Consider the following 15541-nt stretch of genomic DNA (forward strand, 5'->3'; position numbering starts at 1 on the left):
TCCCATGAATGTTATTCAATAGCCAGCTCCAGCCCTTGCTTATAACAGTGACTTGCTTTGAATGGCTCATTCAGTTGTTCATAAAGCTTGCCCAACTCAGCATGATTTTCAGGAACAGGATGTAATTCAATGCTTCGCTGCAGATAGTTTTTTGCCTTTCCCCAAAGCTGGCTTTTCAGAGCGAGACGCCCGAGACAAAGATATAAGGTGGCTGAATGTGGAGCTTTTTTGAGCATGGATTCAGCAAATGCCAACTGTTGTTCTGTATTCTGTTCACATAATCCATACAATACAAATAATTCCTCATAAACCTCTTTTCGCAGACATTGGCGAAGTACTTTTTCCGCCTGTTCATGTCGGTTCTGTTGCAGTAGAAATCGAGCGTATTGCGCATTTAACTTGGGATGAAAGTAGAGTGGTTTGGGGAGGTGTTTCATAAATTCTTCAAGGGCTTGCGGATGATTTGATTTTGTCCGATCCTTTATTTCCTGATAGTAAACGTCTAATCTTAATTTTTCATATTCATTTTGGGAAATCACCTGATGTTTTTTTAATTCCGGTAAGAGGGAAATAAGCTGAGGCCAATCGCGCACTTCTTTGTATAAATTCATGAGAAGTTTAAGGACATAAGGATGACTGGGAGCTAAATCCTGCAAATGTTTTAACGTAGCTAAAGCCTGCTCCCATTGTTGATTGGCAAGCTGAAGTTCTGCCTGTGTCAGTTCAACGGCAATTTTTGCTTCTGGCATGGATTGCTGGGCTTCACGCAAATAATGATCCCGTAGCTGATTATCCCCCATTTTCTGAGCGGCACGGGCAGCGGTTAAATAGTTAAGAAGTGGTGTATCAGTATTAGGCAATGCTTTTATCAGATGATGCTTTGCTTTTTGCCAATATCCTTCGCTGTATTCGATCAAACCCTGACTTGTGGTGGCGCGAGCTTTGCGTATTCGTCGCTTGTTAAGCCAGTTGCGCCAACGAGCAGGGATGTTAAAAAGCTTGACCGTTAAGTGAATCAGGAAATATAGCAGAAAGAAAAATAACAAAGCAGCGACGACCCCTATCCATAGTGTGGTTTCAATGGTCCAATGCTGAATGGCAATCATAATGTAACCCGGATCTTTGCTGAGTTGAACCCCTAGCCATCCTGAGGCGAATAAAAGTAAAAAAATAAATAAAATACGCATCATTGTGAGGATTCTCCTCTACTGTCAGTCTGAGAGTTTACTTTTGTGTCTTTTTTGTGGGCAATGAAGTTATTTAATAAAGGAAGTGATTCATTGATGTTTATCGTTTTTTGATTGAGATTAATATTTTTGAGTTGATTCAATTGCTGTATTAAGTGGCTGGTTATTGTCGCACTGGTATCAAAATGACGTTTTATATTTTCAATGGCTTGATTTAATGCGATTTGATAGACTTGATGATTATTATTAAGTACAGCCCATTGAACCTCCTGTAAATTCAGCCGGATCGTTTCTTTAATTACCGCAACATACAATGGAGAGAGCAAGGGTTTGATGTCTTCGTCATGTCTTCGAATCACGACCAGTTTTTCCAGTAAGCTGACACTATCCTGTAAGCGTTTTCGCCAAGTCCTGGGTGTCTCATTACTTGCATTCTGATGATTGGTGGCCTCAGTCAATTTTTTTTCTGTAAGGGCAAGAGGTAATTTTCTGACGGTTTGCTGGGCAGCGTCTAACTGACTCAGCAGGCCTGCTACATCAATTTTTGGTTTTGATTTTAATTGAGCGATTTCACGGGCAATGGCTTGTCTGATATTAAAGACTTCACTTGTGTTTATATGGCTTAAAATCATGTCTGCCTGTTTAAGTAAGGCTACGGTTGTTGATACATTGTCACTCCAGTGAGCATTGATTTGCGCCAATTCTATGTAATAGCGGGCCTTCAATAACATCCAGTCTTGATTTTCATACAACTGTTGCTCCATAGTGAGCTTAAATTGCTGGTTTACATTATCCATGCGCTCTTTAATTTCCTCCTTGGCCTGCTTTAAACTTTTACCTGTTGCTTTAAGATGATCTTGTATAGAGGATTGCTGCGTTCTTAATTTAGACAGACGGGTATCCATGGTGTTTTTTTGCTGGTCAAAATCCTGATGCAATTGTTTATTAACCTGCAGAACATATATAGCTGTCGCAATGGCAATAATGGCTATAAGCAAAGATAGGAGAGAGAGCAAATGTATCGGGTCTTTGCGGATAGGAGAAGCTGAAGCCTTTTGTTTAGGTTTTTTACCAGATTGATGGTCTGTTTCGTTCTTTTTTTGTTGTGGTTCATTGCTGTTGGCCATGAATTAATCCTTGATTGTAATGACATAGTGTATCAAAAACAGTTTCAGGCGTGCTTATAAGGATGTGTTTGATACCAAGTCTCGTTGCCGATTTTGCAAGTCGCTCACTGATAACAAGGCATGGTTTATCGCAAAGCCATTGATAAGCTTCCCTTCCAAACATCTTAAACAGATTATGCATTGCCTGCTCACTAGTGAACAGTATAATATCTATGGTATTGTCATGCCATATGAAATCAATTTTCGATTTGTTGTATGGAGGCATTCCCCGCTTATAAACTTCGGCCACGGTGAGTTTTGCGCCGCGGTCAATCAGTGTTTGTTCTATAAGCGTACGGCCATTTTTGCCTTTAAACAACAAGATAGATTGATTTCTTATGTCTTGTAAAATGGATAGTTGTATTAAATGTTCACTATCCGAGATTTCAGGTTGGCAAGACACGTGAATATGATGTTTTCTCAGTGCAAAGGCCGTTTTCTTTCCAATAGCAATGACTTCAATAGAAGCTGGCCAGGAGATGTTTCTTTCCTTCAGTTGTTTTAAACCAAAGTGAACAGCGTTGGCGCTGATAAATACAGCAATACGAATGTCATGTAAAGTTTGTATGAAGCGTAATTTATTTGTTTTTACAGGTTTAATAAGAAGAGCAGGACAATTCAGAGCGATACCGCCCGCTGCCTTGATGGCCATACTTAACTCTTTCGCCGCGCTAAGCGGTCGAGTATTCAGTACTTTTAATCCCTGCAGAGGCAAATTCATCATGGATTTAATTTCAACAATTGATTGGCCCCCTGGTCAATGAGAGACTGGGCACATCGCTCAGCAAGTTCCATGGTCATCTCCTTTGGTCCCTCTTCTTGTGCAGTAAGAACGGTTTGGCCATTTTCGCTGGAGACTTTACTGCGTATAATGATATCACTGGTGTTTTTCATTCGACAATAAACAGCCACAGGAATATGGCAGTTACCACCCAGCCTGGCGTTAACCTGACGTTCTGCCTGTACACATAAAGAAGAAACAGGATCATTTAAGGGTGCTATCAGTTGATGCAATTCGGGATCATCCTTTCGACACTCTATGCCCAAGGCGCCTTGCCCGCAAGCTGGAAGAAGCACATCATCAGAAAGGATTTCACTGATTAAATATTGCAACTTCATACGTTCAAGCCCTGCTACAGCCAATATAATGGCATCATATTTTCCTTCATGTAGTTTTTTTAGGCGGGTATTGATGTTGCCACGCAGAAATTGAATGTTTAAATCTGGACGTAATGCCAACAACTGTGATTGCCGCCTTAGACTCGAGGTTCCAATGATGGCTCCTTTTGGCAAGGACTTGAGTTGGTCATGACGAATTGAGATCAAGGCATCATGAGGATCGCCTCTTTTGCAAATTGCCTTTAAAGCCAGCCCATTGGGAAATTCAGCTGGAACGTCTTTCATAGAATGGACGGCAAGATCAGCTTTTTTATCCAGAAGTGCTTCTTCAAGTTCCTTGATAAAAAGTCCTTTGCCTCCCATGGCTAGTAATTTGTCTTTATTGAAGGTATCACCAGAAGTGCTCATGGGTAGCAGTTCAATGGTTAATTCCGGCCAGTGAGACAGTAGCTGTTCGCGAACATGATTGGCTTGCCAAAGGGCTAGAGGACTTTTGCGTGTGGCAATATGCAATGTTCGTCGTGTCATAAAAAGATTAACACCTTAGATTTTGTTGTGTCATGATATCATTTTCAGGGGTCAGGGAAAATACTGTGCTGTGTAACATGAATTACTCGTGAGTTTTTTCAGGAGTAACTTTTCAGCACCATCGTATTTGATGTAACTTGAAAAAAAGTTTTTTCCCAAAGATTGCAAAATTAAGCTGGATAGATTTTTACGAGGATAATGACATTCAATGTAATGGATGAAAAAAAGGATGAGAATAAAAATAATACACTATCTTGAAGAATCCATGCAGCGCAGTCTTGCCAGTGCTTCACATCAACTGGTGGCTGTGGGAACCATTGCCTTTTTTGGCTTTATCCTTTTTTATTGGGTCTGGACGGAATGGTTTCCGCAACCTTATGAAAATTTATTTTTGCGCCTGCTTAGTAGTTTACTGGGACTGGGATTGATTTTAACGCCTTATTGGCCTGTCACAATGAAGCGTTATCTTCCCTGGTATTGGTTTGTTACTTTAGTCTACACTTTATCCTTCTTTTTTGCCTTTTCTTTCCTGATGAGCAAGGCCTCGGTGATATCCGCCATGTTTTTATTATGCAGTGTTTTTTTACTGGTGTTAGTGGTTGATTTGTTAAGCCTGTTGGTTATCTTGCTTCTTGGCTGGGGAATAGCGCTTTTTTTCTACTTTTTACTGGCGACACCGCTTTATTTCGGCGCTGAGCATATTGAAATGCTTTTAATTCTATTGTTCGTCATTATTGCTGGAACCACCTTTAATTATAAAACAGCGATGTTGCAGCAACAGCGCCTTGCCGGCATGGCCGCGGCAGCGGGAATGATTGCTCATGAACTGAGAACACCTTTGCTCGGCATAAAAAGCGGTGCGCAGGCACTGGCAAAACATGCACCGCAATTAATTAAAGGTTATCAGGAAGCGAAAGAACACGGGCTTATCAACCGGGCATTTAAGGAGCGGCGTCTTAACCAGCTGGAGCAGGTTAGCCTTCGTATTATCAGCGAAATTAATTATGCAAATACCATTATAGATATGCTGCTGGTTAATGTCGGTCGTGAAAATACATTACAAAACTGTACTTTGGAGTTGTGTTCCATGGCAGATTGTATTAAAGAAGCCATTTCAAGATACCCGTTTAAGTCCCTGAAAGAAAGTAATCTGGTCAGCTGGCAGGGTGATTTTTATTTTAAGGGATCAAAATTACTCATGCAGCATGTCTTGTTTAATTTAATTAAAAATGCATTATATGCAATAGCGATGGTGCAGAAAGGGGATATTCGCATCTGGACGAAACAAGGGGCAAAATGGCAGTATCTTTTTTTTAAAGACACGGCAAAAGGCATGACGGATCAGCAACAGGCGAAACTGTTTGATCATTTTTATACCACAAAATTCACCGGTACAGGCATTGGCCTGTCTTTTTGCAAACTGGTCATGTATCGATTTGGCGGAAATATTCATTGTGAAGCCAAGGAAGGGGAATATACTTTGTTTACTTTATCTTTTCCCTTTTATGAGAATTGATTTTTTATATTCCAGTAAGAACAAATTCCCGGTAAAAACTCATTCATTTTAAGAGAATTATGTGTTTAAATAAAAAAATGATAAACAATGGATTATCCCATTCCAGTATATTTTGGGACAGCCTACAATATCTCATCTTTTGCCTCGAACATTTATAAATTTTTACAGGATGATCTCGGAAAAATTATACTGAAATCTTGTCGTTGGAAAGAATGACAAAAGGACACGGCATTTTTATTAACCACAAGGCTCATCCTTGTTTGTGAGGGTTATCTATGACAGTAGAAATTTTGTCAAGAATTCAATTTGCTTTCAGCATTGGATTTCATATCCTTTTCCCCACATTAAATCTTGGCCTGGCTGTGTTTTTAGTGATTATGGAAGCTGTATGGCTCAAGACAAGAGATCCTGTTTATTTGAGAATCTGTAAATTCTGGACAAAAATTTTTGCTTTAACCTTTGGCATGGGGGTTGTTTCTGGCATCGTGCTCGCTTATCAGATAGGCACCAACTTCGGACCTTTTATTGTACAATTTGGTAATGTAATTGGGGCATTGTTTGCTTATGAAACGCTGACGGCATTTTTTTTGGAGGCAGGATTTTTAGGAGTGATGCTCTTTGGTTGGAGAAAAGTTCCACCCTATCTTCATTATACAGCGACACTTCTCGTGGGTATTGGAACGACTATATCGGCCTTCTGGATCATGTCTGCGAATTCATGGATGCAAACAGCAAGCGGTTATCAGTTAATAAATGGAAAATACGTTGTTGACAGCTGGGCACAAGTGGTTTTTAACCCCATGTTCCTTCCGAGGATGGCTCACATGATTTTGGCCTCCTATACAACGACCTGTTTTGTCATTGCTGCTGTATCCAGTTATTATCTGCTAAAGCATCGACACATCAATATCGCAAAGACCTGTCTGTCATTTGCAATGTGGGCCGCCCTTGTGGTGGTGCCGATACAAATATTTTTGGGTGATACTGTAGGATTGCTTGTCCATAAATACCAGCCTTTGAAAACGGCTGCTATGGAAGGAGTTTGGGAAACTCAAAAAGGAGCTCCGCTTCTTCTGTTTGCCTGGCCTTCTCAGGAAAGACAGAAAAATGAGTATACGATAGGTATTCCCAAATTGGCCAGCCTGATCAATACGCATAGCTGGGACGGTGAATTGCTTGGCTTAAAATCTGTGGCAAAAAGCGATCAGCCCCGTGTTGCTCCGGTATTTTTTTCTTTTAGGGTTATGGTTGGTATTGGCGTTTTAATGTTGATAACGGCGATTGCTGCTCTGATACTTCGTTATCACGAGAAACTTTATACCTCAAAGTTTTTTCAAAAATGGTGCTTTTTCATGGCTCCGTTAGGTTTTGTTGCCAGTATTTCTGGCTGGCTTACGGCGGAAATAGGACGCCAGCCCTGGATTGTCTATAACTTGATGCGTACACATGATGCTGTTTCGGCGGTTGAAACGGAAGAAGTGATTATTTCTTTTATCCTGCTGGTCTTGGCCTATGGGATCATTTTTAGTTTTTATCTTTATTATTTATTCAAAATGATTCGTACAGGTCCACGTGAACTCGATACCCATGACATCGAGCATCATTCCTTTCAGTATATGACGGAGGCTCAGGGGGAGAATTTATAATGTTAGCATTCATTTTTGCTGGATTATTGGCTTTTATCATCATCATGTATGTGATTCTGGACGGTTTTGATTTAGGTATAGGCATTTTATTTCCTTTTACAAACAGTGAAAAAGAAAGAGATCATATGATGAATGCGATAGCGCCGGTCTGGGATGGAAATGAAACCTGGCTTGTATTTGGTGGTGCAATGCTTTACGGCGCTTTTCCTTTGGTATATGGGCTATTGCTCCCTATTCTCTATATGCCGCTTATGTTGATGTTAATTGCTCTTATTTTCAGAGGCGTAAGTTTTGAGTTTCGTTTTAAAGCCGAAACATCAAAACCTATCTGGAACTGGGCTTTTTCTTTAAGCTCCATTGCAGCGGCCTTTTTTCAAGGAGTGGTTTTGGGCGCATTTGTTCAGGGCTTTGCTATAAATGAAGCAAATCTTACCATTAATGAACCTGACTGGTTAACACCATTCAGTTTACTGACCGGCGTGGCTCTCGTATGTGGTTATGGTTTATTGGGCGCAACATTTATGGTGATTAAAAGCCAGGGACGACTTCAAAGAAACATGATCCATTTTGCCAAGGGGTTGCTGATACTGGTCAGTTTTTTTCTGGTGTTTGTCAGTATCTGGACACCGTTACACAATACGGAAATATTTGATCGTTGGTACAGTTTTCCCAATTTGATTTTCCTTTCTCCTCTCCCTTTAATCACCTTGGCCATGATTGTTTTAACCTGGCGCTCCTTAAGCTTGGGTCATGAGTTAAGACCGTTTTTATTCAGCGTTGTCATTTTTTTGTGTTCTTATACCGGTATCGCTATCAGTGTTTATCCTTATCTTCTTCCTCATGAGGTGACGATATGGGAAGCGGCTGCCCCTGATTCAACCCTGATTTTTATTTTAGTTGGAGTCGCTATCATGCTGCCAATTCTTTTAGCGTATACTATCTATGCTTATCGTGTTTTTCGTGGCAAAACTCAGGAAGGTTATCATTAGAGGCTGTCGTCAACTCCTCTTTCCTCTATAAATCGAGATTATTTTGCTCAAATTTTAACCCGAATTTATGAGGTAGAGTTCATTATTTGCCTCATACAGGATAAAGTTTGAGCTGAGTCATCTCAATAAAAGATAGAAAAACAGATCTTAACTGGTAAAAAAAGATGGATTGGCTAAAGTAAACAAACGTGGTATTTTATAAGCAGATTGTAATCTTTTGCTGGAACTTGAAAATGGATTTTTTCATGCCAAAGCATTGATTACATGCCGGTACTGTTCAGTTTTCGCAGGTCGAGAAAAATCATTGATTTCGAGCATCAAAGCTGACAGATATCAAATATGTGAGCACGAAGCATAGAAATCAGGATATAAACCGGCATAGACGAGAACTCAACAGAGCCTTAATAGGGAACTGTGCTCAGGAGGAGCTATGCAACATTTTTCAATACCAACCTGTTTTTTTCCCAGCACGACTTTATTTATCGATGATTGTCGCGATTTTTTATTAAATTTTGTTTTGCAACTTGATGAAGGATTAGCTTATCGTGTATTTGATTCTCCATTTGATGCGTTAAAATTTATTGAGAAAACACAGAGTGAATTGGATCTGTTGAATCAGCACTGCCTTAAAGAGCAGATAGAAGCAAAACATTTCCCCTCAACCCATCAGACCATCAATCTGGACTTGGCAGCGATTCGCTCTGAAGTATACAATCCCAACCGTTTCTCAGAGATATCCGTGGTGGTTATTGACTATGTTATGCCGGGTATCAATGGACTCGATTTTTGTAGAAAGCTCGCACATACAAACATCAAAAAAATTCTTTTAACTGGACAGGCAGATGAGAAATTAGCAATAGAAGCTTTTCACGAAGGTTTGATAGACCGCTATATCAAAAAAAGTGATGCCAACGCAGCGGATCTGATCACAAAAAGCATTTACGAATTGCAATTACAGTATTTTCAGTCCATGTCAGATATGTTTGTAAAAATGCTGTCTGTATCTTCTCCAAGTTGTTTGCAGGATAAGACGTTTATTGATTTTTTTCAGACAATTTGTGCTGAAAATAAGGTGGTTGAGTATTATATGGTGGATAATTCTGGAAGTTTTCTTTTCCTGGATGATGATGCTAATGCCAGCTTTTTAATGGTTAAAAATGCAAAAGACATGAAATCGTATTACGATTTTGCTCTTGATAATGGAGCTGGTGCAGATATATTACAGCAAATAGGAAGTGGTGAAAAAATACCTTATTTTGGGGACGCAAGTATGAATATCCCACAAAATATACAATGGTCCAGTTACCTTGTTCCAGCAAAAGAACTGGTTGCCAATGAAATTTATTTTTACTCTTATATGCGCGATTCCTTGCCGTTTGATATTTGCCAAGATAAGATACGCTCTTATTATCATTATCTGGAAGAACTCGATGCGGAAGAATTATTGATGATGTAGATGGAAAATATTCTTCTTAATAAGGCTGAGGGAATCTATCATCACAACAGGCAGAAGCCAAGCAAATCTTGGTAAGATTTAAGGCTCTGTCAAATGGCTCTTTTTCAAGCTAAAAACATGCTTTGAATAGGCGAAAATTCATATTTCTTGACAAAGATTGGGATGACACACTCCGGACTTACCGGTATTATCTGTAGATATTTTTGATGAAAGGAAAAGAATATTTATGCGCATTTTTGTTGCTTATTTTATACTCCTTATTTCCGTGAGCATAAATGTTGCTGCCCAGGATTATGAAAGAACGCAAATTGAGCAAAGAATTAAGCCGGTGGGTCAGGTTCGCATCAAAAAGGAAACCGGACCAGTTCAACAGAAGAAACCGGATGAAAAGATAGAAAAAGAGCAAACGAAGAAAAAGCAGGAGCCGGGTCAGAAAATATATGAGCAATACTGTATGACCTGTCATAAAGGAGGGTTAGCCGGAGCGCCGAAATTTCGCAATCAGGAAGACTGGAAATCCAAGACCGCCGAGAAAAATATAGATGAATTAACGGCTGTGGCCATAAAGGGGATTAATGCAATGCCCCCGAAAGGAACTTGCATGGAATGTTCAGAAGCTGATATAAAAGCAGCCATTGAATATATGTTGCCTAATCATGACTAAACGTGTTTATCGAAATATCGAAGTATTACTTAGCCTGATTACTCTTTTTGTGCTGGGTGCATCGTTCTATTTTCAGTATTATAAAAATATGGAACCCTGTCCGCTGTGTTTAATGCAACGGCTCTGTGTTTTTCTTTTGCTATTTCTTACTTTTGTAGGGGTTCGTCTTGGAACCATTAAACGAGCCAAGCTGATATCCTTATTAAAGATGATCGTATCTGTAGCAGGAATATATTTTTCAGGCAGGCAATTGTGGTTACAATCCTTACCTCCAGAGTCTACTCCTGCCTGTATGCCGACACTTGATGTCCTTTTTAAATATTTTCCCTGGCAGGATGTTATTCGCGCCTTATTTTGGGGGGCTGGTGATTGTGCGGAAGTTAGCTGGCAGTGGCTTGGATTATCTATGCCGGCCTGGACTTTGCTTTATTTTATATTTATGCTTTCCGTTTCTATTTTGCTTTATTGGCGTTTGCGCTGAACCAGTGTCGCATGCTCTGTATTCGACAATAGGATAAGCCAAAAATGTCAACGGAATTTTTTTCGCCTTTTGGACACGTATTTAACGATGTTTAATTTATTCACTTTTAATCCATGAACCGTTTTCAATGTAAAATTTTGCATCGTCATGCCCTTACTCAGGCACGTGTCACAGAAATTACAACCCCTCATGGACAATTCCTTACGCCAGCATTTATGCCTGTGGGGACGCGTGCGGGAGTAAATAACATGACCCCTGCTGAACTACGTCAGGCTGGCAGTCAAATTATTTTAGGCGGTAATACTTACCATATGCTTTGTGCGCCTGGGATGAAGGTCATTGAAGCTGCTGGTGGTATGCATCCTTTTATGGGTTGGGATGGTCCAATGTTAACCGACAGCGGCGGTTTTCAAATTTTTAGCTTATCTAAAAACAGTGAAATATGTCGAATTGATGAGCAAGGGGCTCATTTTAAATTGCCCAATTCCGGAGGTATCATTCACATGACCCCGGAAATGTCGATGGAAACTCAGAAAATCATCGGTGCAGATATCATCATGGCCTTTGATCAATGTACTCCTGATGATAGTACTCGAAAAGAAGTGCGTCATATCATGAATCGGACACATCGCTGGCTGCGGCAATCAATGGCATATCATCAAAAAAACCCCTTATCGCGCTATGGCCATCAACAAGCCCTGTTTGGTATTATTCAAGGTGGTATTTATGAAGAACTGCGCTGTGAAAGTGCTGAATTTATTGCCTCCATGAATACCGATGGTATTGCCATTGGCGGAGAAACCATTGGTTTTAATATGCCTGCCACCGTAGATGTGATCCGCTGGGTGAGGAGATATTTGCCTGAAGATAAACCAAGGTACACGATGGGGGTTGGTATGTCGCCGCAAGATTTACTGGATGTGGTGGCTGAGGGCATTGATATGTTTGATTGTGTGGCGCCAACCCGAAATGCTCGGCACGGAGCACTTTATTGTGGAGAAGTGGTTTCTGATGGTCATTGGTTACGCTTTGACAGTCCCTACAAGCACCAAAGAATTCAAATTAAAAAGGCCAGTTTCGCGGATGATTTATCTCCAATCATGTCAGGCTGTCAGTGTTACACTTGTCGCCACTATAGCCGGGCTTTTTTGCACCAGTTAATAAAGCAGAAAGCTGAGTTATTTACGGCATTGGCGTGTATTCATAATGTACATGTTTTACATGATCTTTGCGCAAAAATGCGAGCGAAGCTGGAAAATCAGTCCATTTATTGATTGTTAGGGGGAGAGAATGATTGTTATTGAAACCTCAAAGGGGGACATTAGAATTAAATTGGATAAAAAGAATACGCCTGAAACCGTAGAAAATTTTTTAAACTATGTGCGAAGCGGCTTCTATAATGAAACAATATTTCATCGCGTGATCGATGGCTTCATGATTCAGGGTGGGGGCATGACAGCTGATATGCGACAGAAATCGACGCTTTCACCGATCAAAAATGAAGCAAAATCGGCAAAACCGAATAAACGAGGCAGTATTGCCATGGCCAGAACCAATGATCCACATTCGGCCACAGCGCAATTTTTTATAAATGTGGTGGATAATGATTTTTTAAATTACAGTGATGAGCATACGGGCGGATTTGGCTATTGTGTGTTTGGTGAAGTGGTGAGTGGTATGGATGTGGTTGATGAAATAGCAAAAGTCAAAACGGGGGGGCAGGCAGGACATGCCGATGTTCCTGAAGATCCCATCACGATTTATCAAATAAGTGAAATATGAGTTAACATCATCATCGGCGTCGTTTATTTAAACTGCTGGCGTAATCGAATTTCGGCATTTCGATGTGAAAAAAAATGGCCAAAAGTCGGGTGGTAAATATGGCAATTAAAGTGATGATGATGGTGATGTTTTTAGGTACATGAAAATGAGCCAGTGCAATGAATAAAATGGCTCCTGCCAATGCGATGACTGCATAAAGCTCCTTCCTTAAAACCAGGGGGATATCATTACAGAGGATATCCCTTAACATGCCGCCGCAGACTCCTGTGATCATCCCGCTGATGACAGCTACACTTGGTGCCATGCCGTGTGACAATATTTTTTGCGTCCCGATGATAACAAAGGTAGACAAACCGAGTGCGTCGAGAATCAAAAAGACTCTCATAATCCTGGTCAGTGAGTGAGCGATAAAAATCGTCAGAAGAGCACAGATTGTCGTATATAGTAGATATTCAGGATGTGCTACCCAGGTTAAAGGATAGGTATTGAAAAGTGTATCCCTGACTGTTCCTCCACCTAAAGCGGTAATACTTGCTATGAGCATAACACCAAAGAAGTCCATTTTTTTGCGGCCGGCCGCAATTGCTCCAGTAATGGCTTCTACACAGATGCCAAGAATAAACAGATAATGAAGTAACATGATGATATGAAGGCGCAAAACATTGATTATATCATTGAGTAACAATTTGGTGAAATAGAGAGCTTATTGATTTTTTTGCAGAAGTATTTTAAACAGAGGAAAAGCATTCAAATAGAGTATATACTAAATTCTAAGACCTATCGGAGTGAACAGATGAACAAAAAAACCGAGCCGCTCATTAATCTTCTGGATGCAGATACTCATGATAATATCATTCGACTGCAACAAAAATTAAAAGGCTTAAAAACAGAAATTAGCGTGAAACTCGAATCACTTACAAAAGAACATGAAGAATATAAATACCTTCAGCAGCTTGCCGAGGAAGTGGATATAGCCATTCAACAAATTGAAAACTTAATGAATAGGCCCATAACGGATGATGAGGCTGACACCATTTATAACAACGTACCTATGGAAGAGTTCAGTAAAAAAATTGCAAACAGGGTGAAAGAAATTTCACGATTAAAAGAGAAGTTTTAAAGTCTCTGTCGTTAACTTTCCTATAAATTTTTCTTAGGTAAAGCCCTTTTGTCCGGATTGAAATGTTTAACGGAAGACAAAGCTAAATCAATTATTTTTTTTAATTGCTCCTCATCAGCATGAATCTGACTGACATCATTCGTCAAATCCGTGAGAAAGTCCGGAACATCCTCATCCAGTGAGCTGTGATGATATAAATGAGCTGCTTTTGTGAAAATATAGTGAAGTAAGCCTTGATTAATGGTGATTTTTTTTTCCAGGCCGTGGTGCTCATGGTCGTCATCACCAAACAGCAACCAACCAGCGGAAACATTTAATTTTGCAGCAATATCCACCAGCTTCATGGGCTCAGGTATCACTTCACCACGCAAATACTTACGGCAAATCTGGAGTGAATAACCGGTTATTTCGGCCAGTTTGTGAATGGAAACGCCTGAAGTTGAGCGATGTGAGTTAAAGCCAGCTTTAATCATTGCATCCTTTAAACGATGGGCGAATTGTTTCGTCAAGTCGAGTTTTTCCATGCCAATGGGGTTTTTTGGAAAATAGTAATTTCCATAATTGTAACAAATGGTTTTTATTGCTGCAAATACCCTTGATTTGCGAAACAAATGATTTCGAATAGAAATAATTGGTTGACTTTATCTGAGTTAAAGATATAATGCTTTTGGAAACATCAGGAAGATGTTCGAGGAAGTCCAAACGTGTAAAAACACAGTACAGGATGGAACATGTGCTGAACAACAGTCCAAAATACAGGAAAGTGGCTTAACCATAGCAGTTAGCCTCGCGTTATACAGGCTTGAATGAGCCCACGTTTCGCAGTAGAGGATATTTTTTGTTTAGTCGAGGCAAAAATGATTCGAGCGGTCTAGTTTATGTGCCCATAAATGAGCAGCAGATAATCATTTTAACGAAGAATTAAGCAGGTTTGTGTCATTTCGCCAGCTTCGGCCGAGATGGTAGAAAGGTAAACAGACCCTAAAATAACCCTATTACGGAATGTGTATACAGCAATTCAAGCCTTTCTTCTCTTTTTTCTCCTTAATAGATGTGACAATTTTTTTTAAATTAAACTATCTTAATGTTTAAGGGATGAATCATCGGGGATGCTATGAGGGCAATATGGTCTGGTTCCATCAGTTTCGGCTTAGTCAATATACCGATTAAACTCTATAGTGGTACAGAGAGCCATAGCTTGGATTTTCACTTGCTGAGAAAAAATGATCTTTGTCCCATACAATATGCGCGTGTTTGTCGGGTCGATGGTAAAGAAGTTCCTTGGGAAGAGATCGTAAAAGGATATGAATATCAGGAAGGTGATTACGTGATTCTTGAAAAAAAAGATTTTGAAAAAGCCAGTGCTAAAAAAAGCCATACCTTTGAGATTAATGAATTTGTGAAGGAAGCTGAAATCGATTCCATTTTTTATGACACACCCTATTATCTGGAGCCCACAAAAGAAGGGCGTAAAGCCTATGCGTTACTTCGCGAAGCGCTCAAACAGACAAAGATGGTAGGTGTTGGGGAATTTGTGATGCGTAATCGAGAGAATCTGGCGGTGATAAAACCATATGGCGATTTGCTGTTATTAAACAAACTTCGCTATAAAGAGGATATCCGTGATCCCGAGATGCTGTCATTACCTGAGTCAGATTTATTCAAGGAAAAAGAATTAGATATGGCGAAGCAATTGATAGATCAATTAACGGAGACATTTAAGCCCGAAGATTATAAAGACACTTATGTCATAGATCTTAAAAAACTGATTGAAGCAAAAGCTAAGGGTAAGAAATTTAAAAAGCCAAAAGAAGTTGTGGAACCCGAAAAAGTGACGGATATTATGGAGTTGCTGAAAAAAAGCTTAAAATCAAAGGCTTCTTAACT

At 39.9% G+C, this 15541-nt stretch carries 16 protein-coding genes; 10 read left to right on the forward strand and 6 right to left on the reverse strand.

Annotated elements, in window-relative coordinates:
- Positions 1-11: 11 nt before the first annotated feature.
- From E4T55_RS09505 to hemC, 4 genes are read right to left on the reverse strand one after another with little or no spacing between them, the layout of a single operon-like run.
- Entirely contained in the window at positions 12-1190 is a 1179-nt protein-coding gene (locus E4T55_RS09505; RefSeq protein ID WP_058502767.1) for a heme biosynthesis HemY N-terminal domain-containing protein, read from the reverse strand.
- Entirely contained in the window at positions 1187-2314 is a 1128-nt protein-coding gene (locus tag E4T55_RS09510) for a uroporphyrinogen-III C-methyltransferase (RefSeq protein WP_058502766.1), read from the reverse strand. The genes E4T55_RS09505 and E4T55_RS09510 overlap by 4 nt, the downstream gene beginning before the upstream one ends.
- Entirely contained in the window at positions 2298-3077 is a 780-nt protein-coding gene (locus tag E4T55_RS09515; RefSeq protein WP_223168260.1) for a uroporphyrinogen-III synthase, read from the reverse strand. Before E4T55_RS09515 ends, E4T55_RS09510 begins: the two co-directional genes overlap by 17 nt.
- Entirely contained in the window at positions 3074-4000 is a 927-nt protein-coding gene (gene hemC / locus E4T55_RS09520; protein WP_058502765.1) for a hydroxymethylbilane synthase, read from the reverse strand. The genes E4T55_RS09515 and hemC overlap by 4 nt, the downstream gene beginning before the upstream one ends.
- Before the next feature lie 229 nt (positions 4001-4229).
- Here hemC and E4T55_RS09525 point away from each other — a divergent pair, with 229 nt between their 5' ends.
- The 8 genes from E4T55_RS09525 (at position 4230) to E4T55_RS09560 (ending at position 12534) form a co-directional block, all read left to right on the forward strand.
- On the forward strand, positions 4230-5516 hold the full coding sequence (locus E4T55_RS09525) for a sensor histidine kinase (protein WP_065236026.1): 1287 nt from the start codon (positions 4230-4232) through the stop codon (positions 5514-5516).
- A 275-nt stretch (positions 5517-5791) separates the two neighbouring features.
- A complete protein-coding gene (locus E4T55_RS09530) occupies positions 5792-7162 on the forward strand; it encodes a cytochrome ubiquinol oxidase subunit I (protein ID WP_058502763.1) in 1371 nt (456 codons plus the stop codon).
- A complete protein-coding gene (gene cydB / locus E4T55_RS09535; protein ID WP_058502762.1) occupies positions 7162-8151 on the forward strand; it encodes a cytochrome d ubiquinol oxidase subunit II in 990 nt (329 codons plus the stop codon). Before E4T55_RS09530 ends, cydB begins: the two co-directional genes overlap by 1 nt.
- A gap of 430 nt (positions 8152-8581) precedes the next feature.
- The gene (locus E4T55_RS09540) at positions 8582-9607 is read left to right on the forward strand and encodes a response regulator (RefSeq protein ID WP_058502761.1); all 1026 of its coding nucleotides are present in this window, start codon (positions 8582-8584) and stop codon (positions 9605-9607) included.
- Positions 9608-9833: 226 nt separating this feature from the next.
- Positions 9834-10271, forward strand: coding sequence for a c-type cytochrome (locus E4T55_RS09545; RefSeq protein ID WP_058502760.1), 438 nt, complete (start codon positions 9834-9836; stop codon positions 10269-10271).
- Positions 10264-10752: a disulfide bond formation protein B gene (locus E4T55_RS09550; RefSeq protein WP_058502759.1), complete on the forward strand. Its 489-nt coding sequence runs from the start codon at positions 10264-10266 to the stop codon at positions 10750-10752. The genes E4T55_RS09545 and E4T55_RS09550 overlap by 8 nt, the downstream gene beginning before the upstream one ends.
- A gap of 113 nt (positions 10753-10865) precedes the next feature.
- Positions 10866-12026, forward strand: a complete 1161-nt coding sequence (tgt, locus tag E4T55_RS09555) for a tRNA guanosine(34) transglycosylase Tgt (protein WP_058502758.1) — start codon at positions 10866-10868, stop codon at positions 12024-12026.
- A gap of 16 nt (positions 12027-12042) precedes the next feature.
- The gene (locus E4T55_RS09560; RefSeq protein WP_058502757.1) at positions 12043-12534 is read left to right on the forward strand and encodes a peptidylprolyl isomerase; all 492 of its coding nucleotides are present in this window, start codon (positions 12043-12045) and stop codon (positions 12532-12534) included.
- A 10-nt stretch (positions 12535-12544) separates the two neighbouring features.
- On the opposite strand, the gene E4T55_RS09565 is transcribed toward E4T55_RS09560, so the two are convergent.
- Positions 12545-13174, reverse strand: coding sequence for a trimeric intracellular cation channel family protein (locus E4T55_RS09565; protein WP_058502756.1), 630 nt, complete (start codon positions 13172-13174; stop codon positions 12545-12547).
- A 153-nt stretch (positions 13175-13327) separates the two neighbouring features.
- Here E4T55_RS09565 and E4T55_RS09570 point away from each other — a divergent pair, with 153 nt between their 5' ends.
- Positions 13328-13654 (forward strand): hypothetical protein, encoded by a 327-nt coding sequence (locus E4T55_RS09570; protein ID WP_058502755.1) that lies wholly within the window; start codon positions 13328-13330, stop codon positions 13652-13654.
- A gap of 20 nt (positions 13655-13674) precedes the next feature.
- Here the strand turns inward: E4T55_RS09570 and E4T55_RS09575 are convergent, their stop codons facing one another.
- Positions 13675-14178 (reverse strand): helix-turn-helix domain-containing protein, encoded by a 504-nt coding sequence (locus E4T55_RS09575; protein WP_058502754.1) that lies wholly within the window; start codon positions 14176-14178, stop codon positions 13675-13677.
- A 590-nt stretch (positions 14179-14768) separates the two neighbouring features.
- Here E4T55_RS09575 and ku point away from each other — a divergent pair.
- Complete coding sequence (gene ku / locus E4T55_RS09580; protein WP_058502753.1) at positions 14769-15539, forward strand: non-homologous end joining protein Ku; 771 nt, start codon at positions 14769-14771, stop codon at positions 15537-15539.
- The last annotated feature ends 2 nt before the right edge of the window (positions 15540-15541 follow it).

Origin of the sequence: Legionella israelensis (assembly GCF_004571175.1) — a bacterium.
GTDB classification, from domain to species: Bacteria; Pseudomonadota; Gammaproteobacteria; order Legionellales; family Legionellaceae; genus Legionella_D; species Legionella_D israelensis.

Coding starts and splice junctions, on each gene's coding strand:
- E4T55_RS09505 (WP_058502767.1), bottom strand. CDS start 1,190: ATGATGCGTATTTTATTTATTTTTTTACTTTTATTCGCCTCAGGATGG.
- E4T55_RS09510 (WP_058502766.1), bottom strand. CDS start 2,314: ATGGCCAACAGCAATGAACCACAACAAAAAAAGAACGAAACAGACCAT.
- E4T55_RS09515 (WP_223168260.1), bottom strand. CDS start 3,077: ATGATGAATTTGCCTCTGCAGGGATTAAAAGTACTGAATACTCGACCG.
- hemC (WP_058502765.1), bottom strand. CDS start 4,000: ATGACACGACGAACATTGCATATTGCCACACGCAAAAGTCCTCTAGCC.
- E4T55_RS09525 (WP_065236026.1), top strand. CDS start 4,230: ATGAGAATAAAAATAATACACTATCTTGAAGAATCCATGCAGCGCAGT.
- E4T55_RS09530 (WP_058502763.1), top strand. CDS start 5,792: ATGACAGTAGAAATTTTGTCAAGAATTCAATTTGCTTTCAGCATTGGA.
- cydB (WP_058502762.1), top strand. CDS start 7,162: ATGTTAGCATTCATTTTTGCTGGATTATTGGCTTTTATCATCATCATG.
- E4T55_RS09540 (WP_058502761.1), top strand. CDS start 8,582: ATGCAACATTTTTCAATACCAACCTGTTTTTTTCCCAGCACGACTTTA.
- E4T55_RS09545 (WP_058502760.1), top strand. CDS start 9,834: ATGCGCATTTTTGTTGCTTATTTTATACTCCTTATTTCCGTGAGCATA.
- E4T55_RS09550 (WP_058502759.1), top strand. CDS start 10,264: ATGACTAAACGTGTTTATCGAAATATCGAAGTATTACTTAGCCTGATT.
- tgt (WP_058502758.1), top strand. CDS start 10,866: ATGAACCGTTTTCAATGTAAAATTTTGCATCGTCATGCCCTTACTCAG.
- E4T55_RS09560 (WP_058502757.1), top strand. CDS start 12,043: ATGATTGTTATTGAAACCTCAAAGGGGGACATTAGAATTAAATTGGAT.
- E4T55_RS09565 (WP_058502756.1), bottom strand. CDS start 13,174: ATGTTACTTCATTATCTGTTTATTCTTGGCATCTGTGTAGAAGCCATT.
- E4T55_RS09570 (WP_058502755.1), top strand. CDS start 13,328: ATGAACAAAAAAACCGAGCCGCTCATTAATCTTCTGGATGCAGATACT.
- E4T55_RS09575 (WP_058502754.1), bottom strand. CDS start 14,178: ATGGAAAAACTCGACTTGACGAAACAATTCGCCCATCGTTTAAAGGAT.
- ku (WP_058502753.1), top strand. CDS start 14,769: ATGAGGGCAATATGGTCTGGTTCCATCAGTTTCGGCTTAGTCAATATA.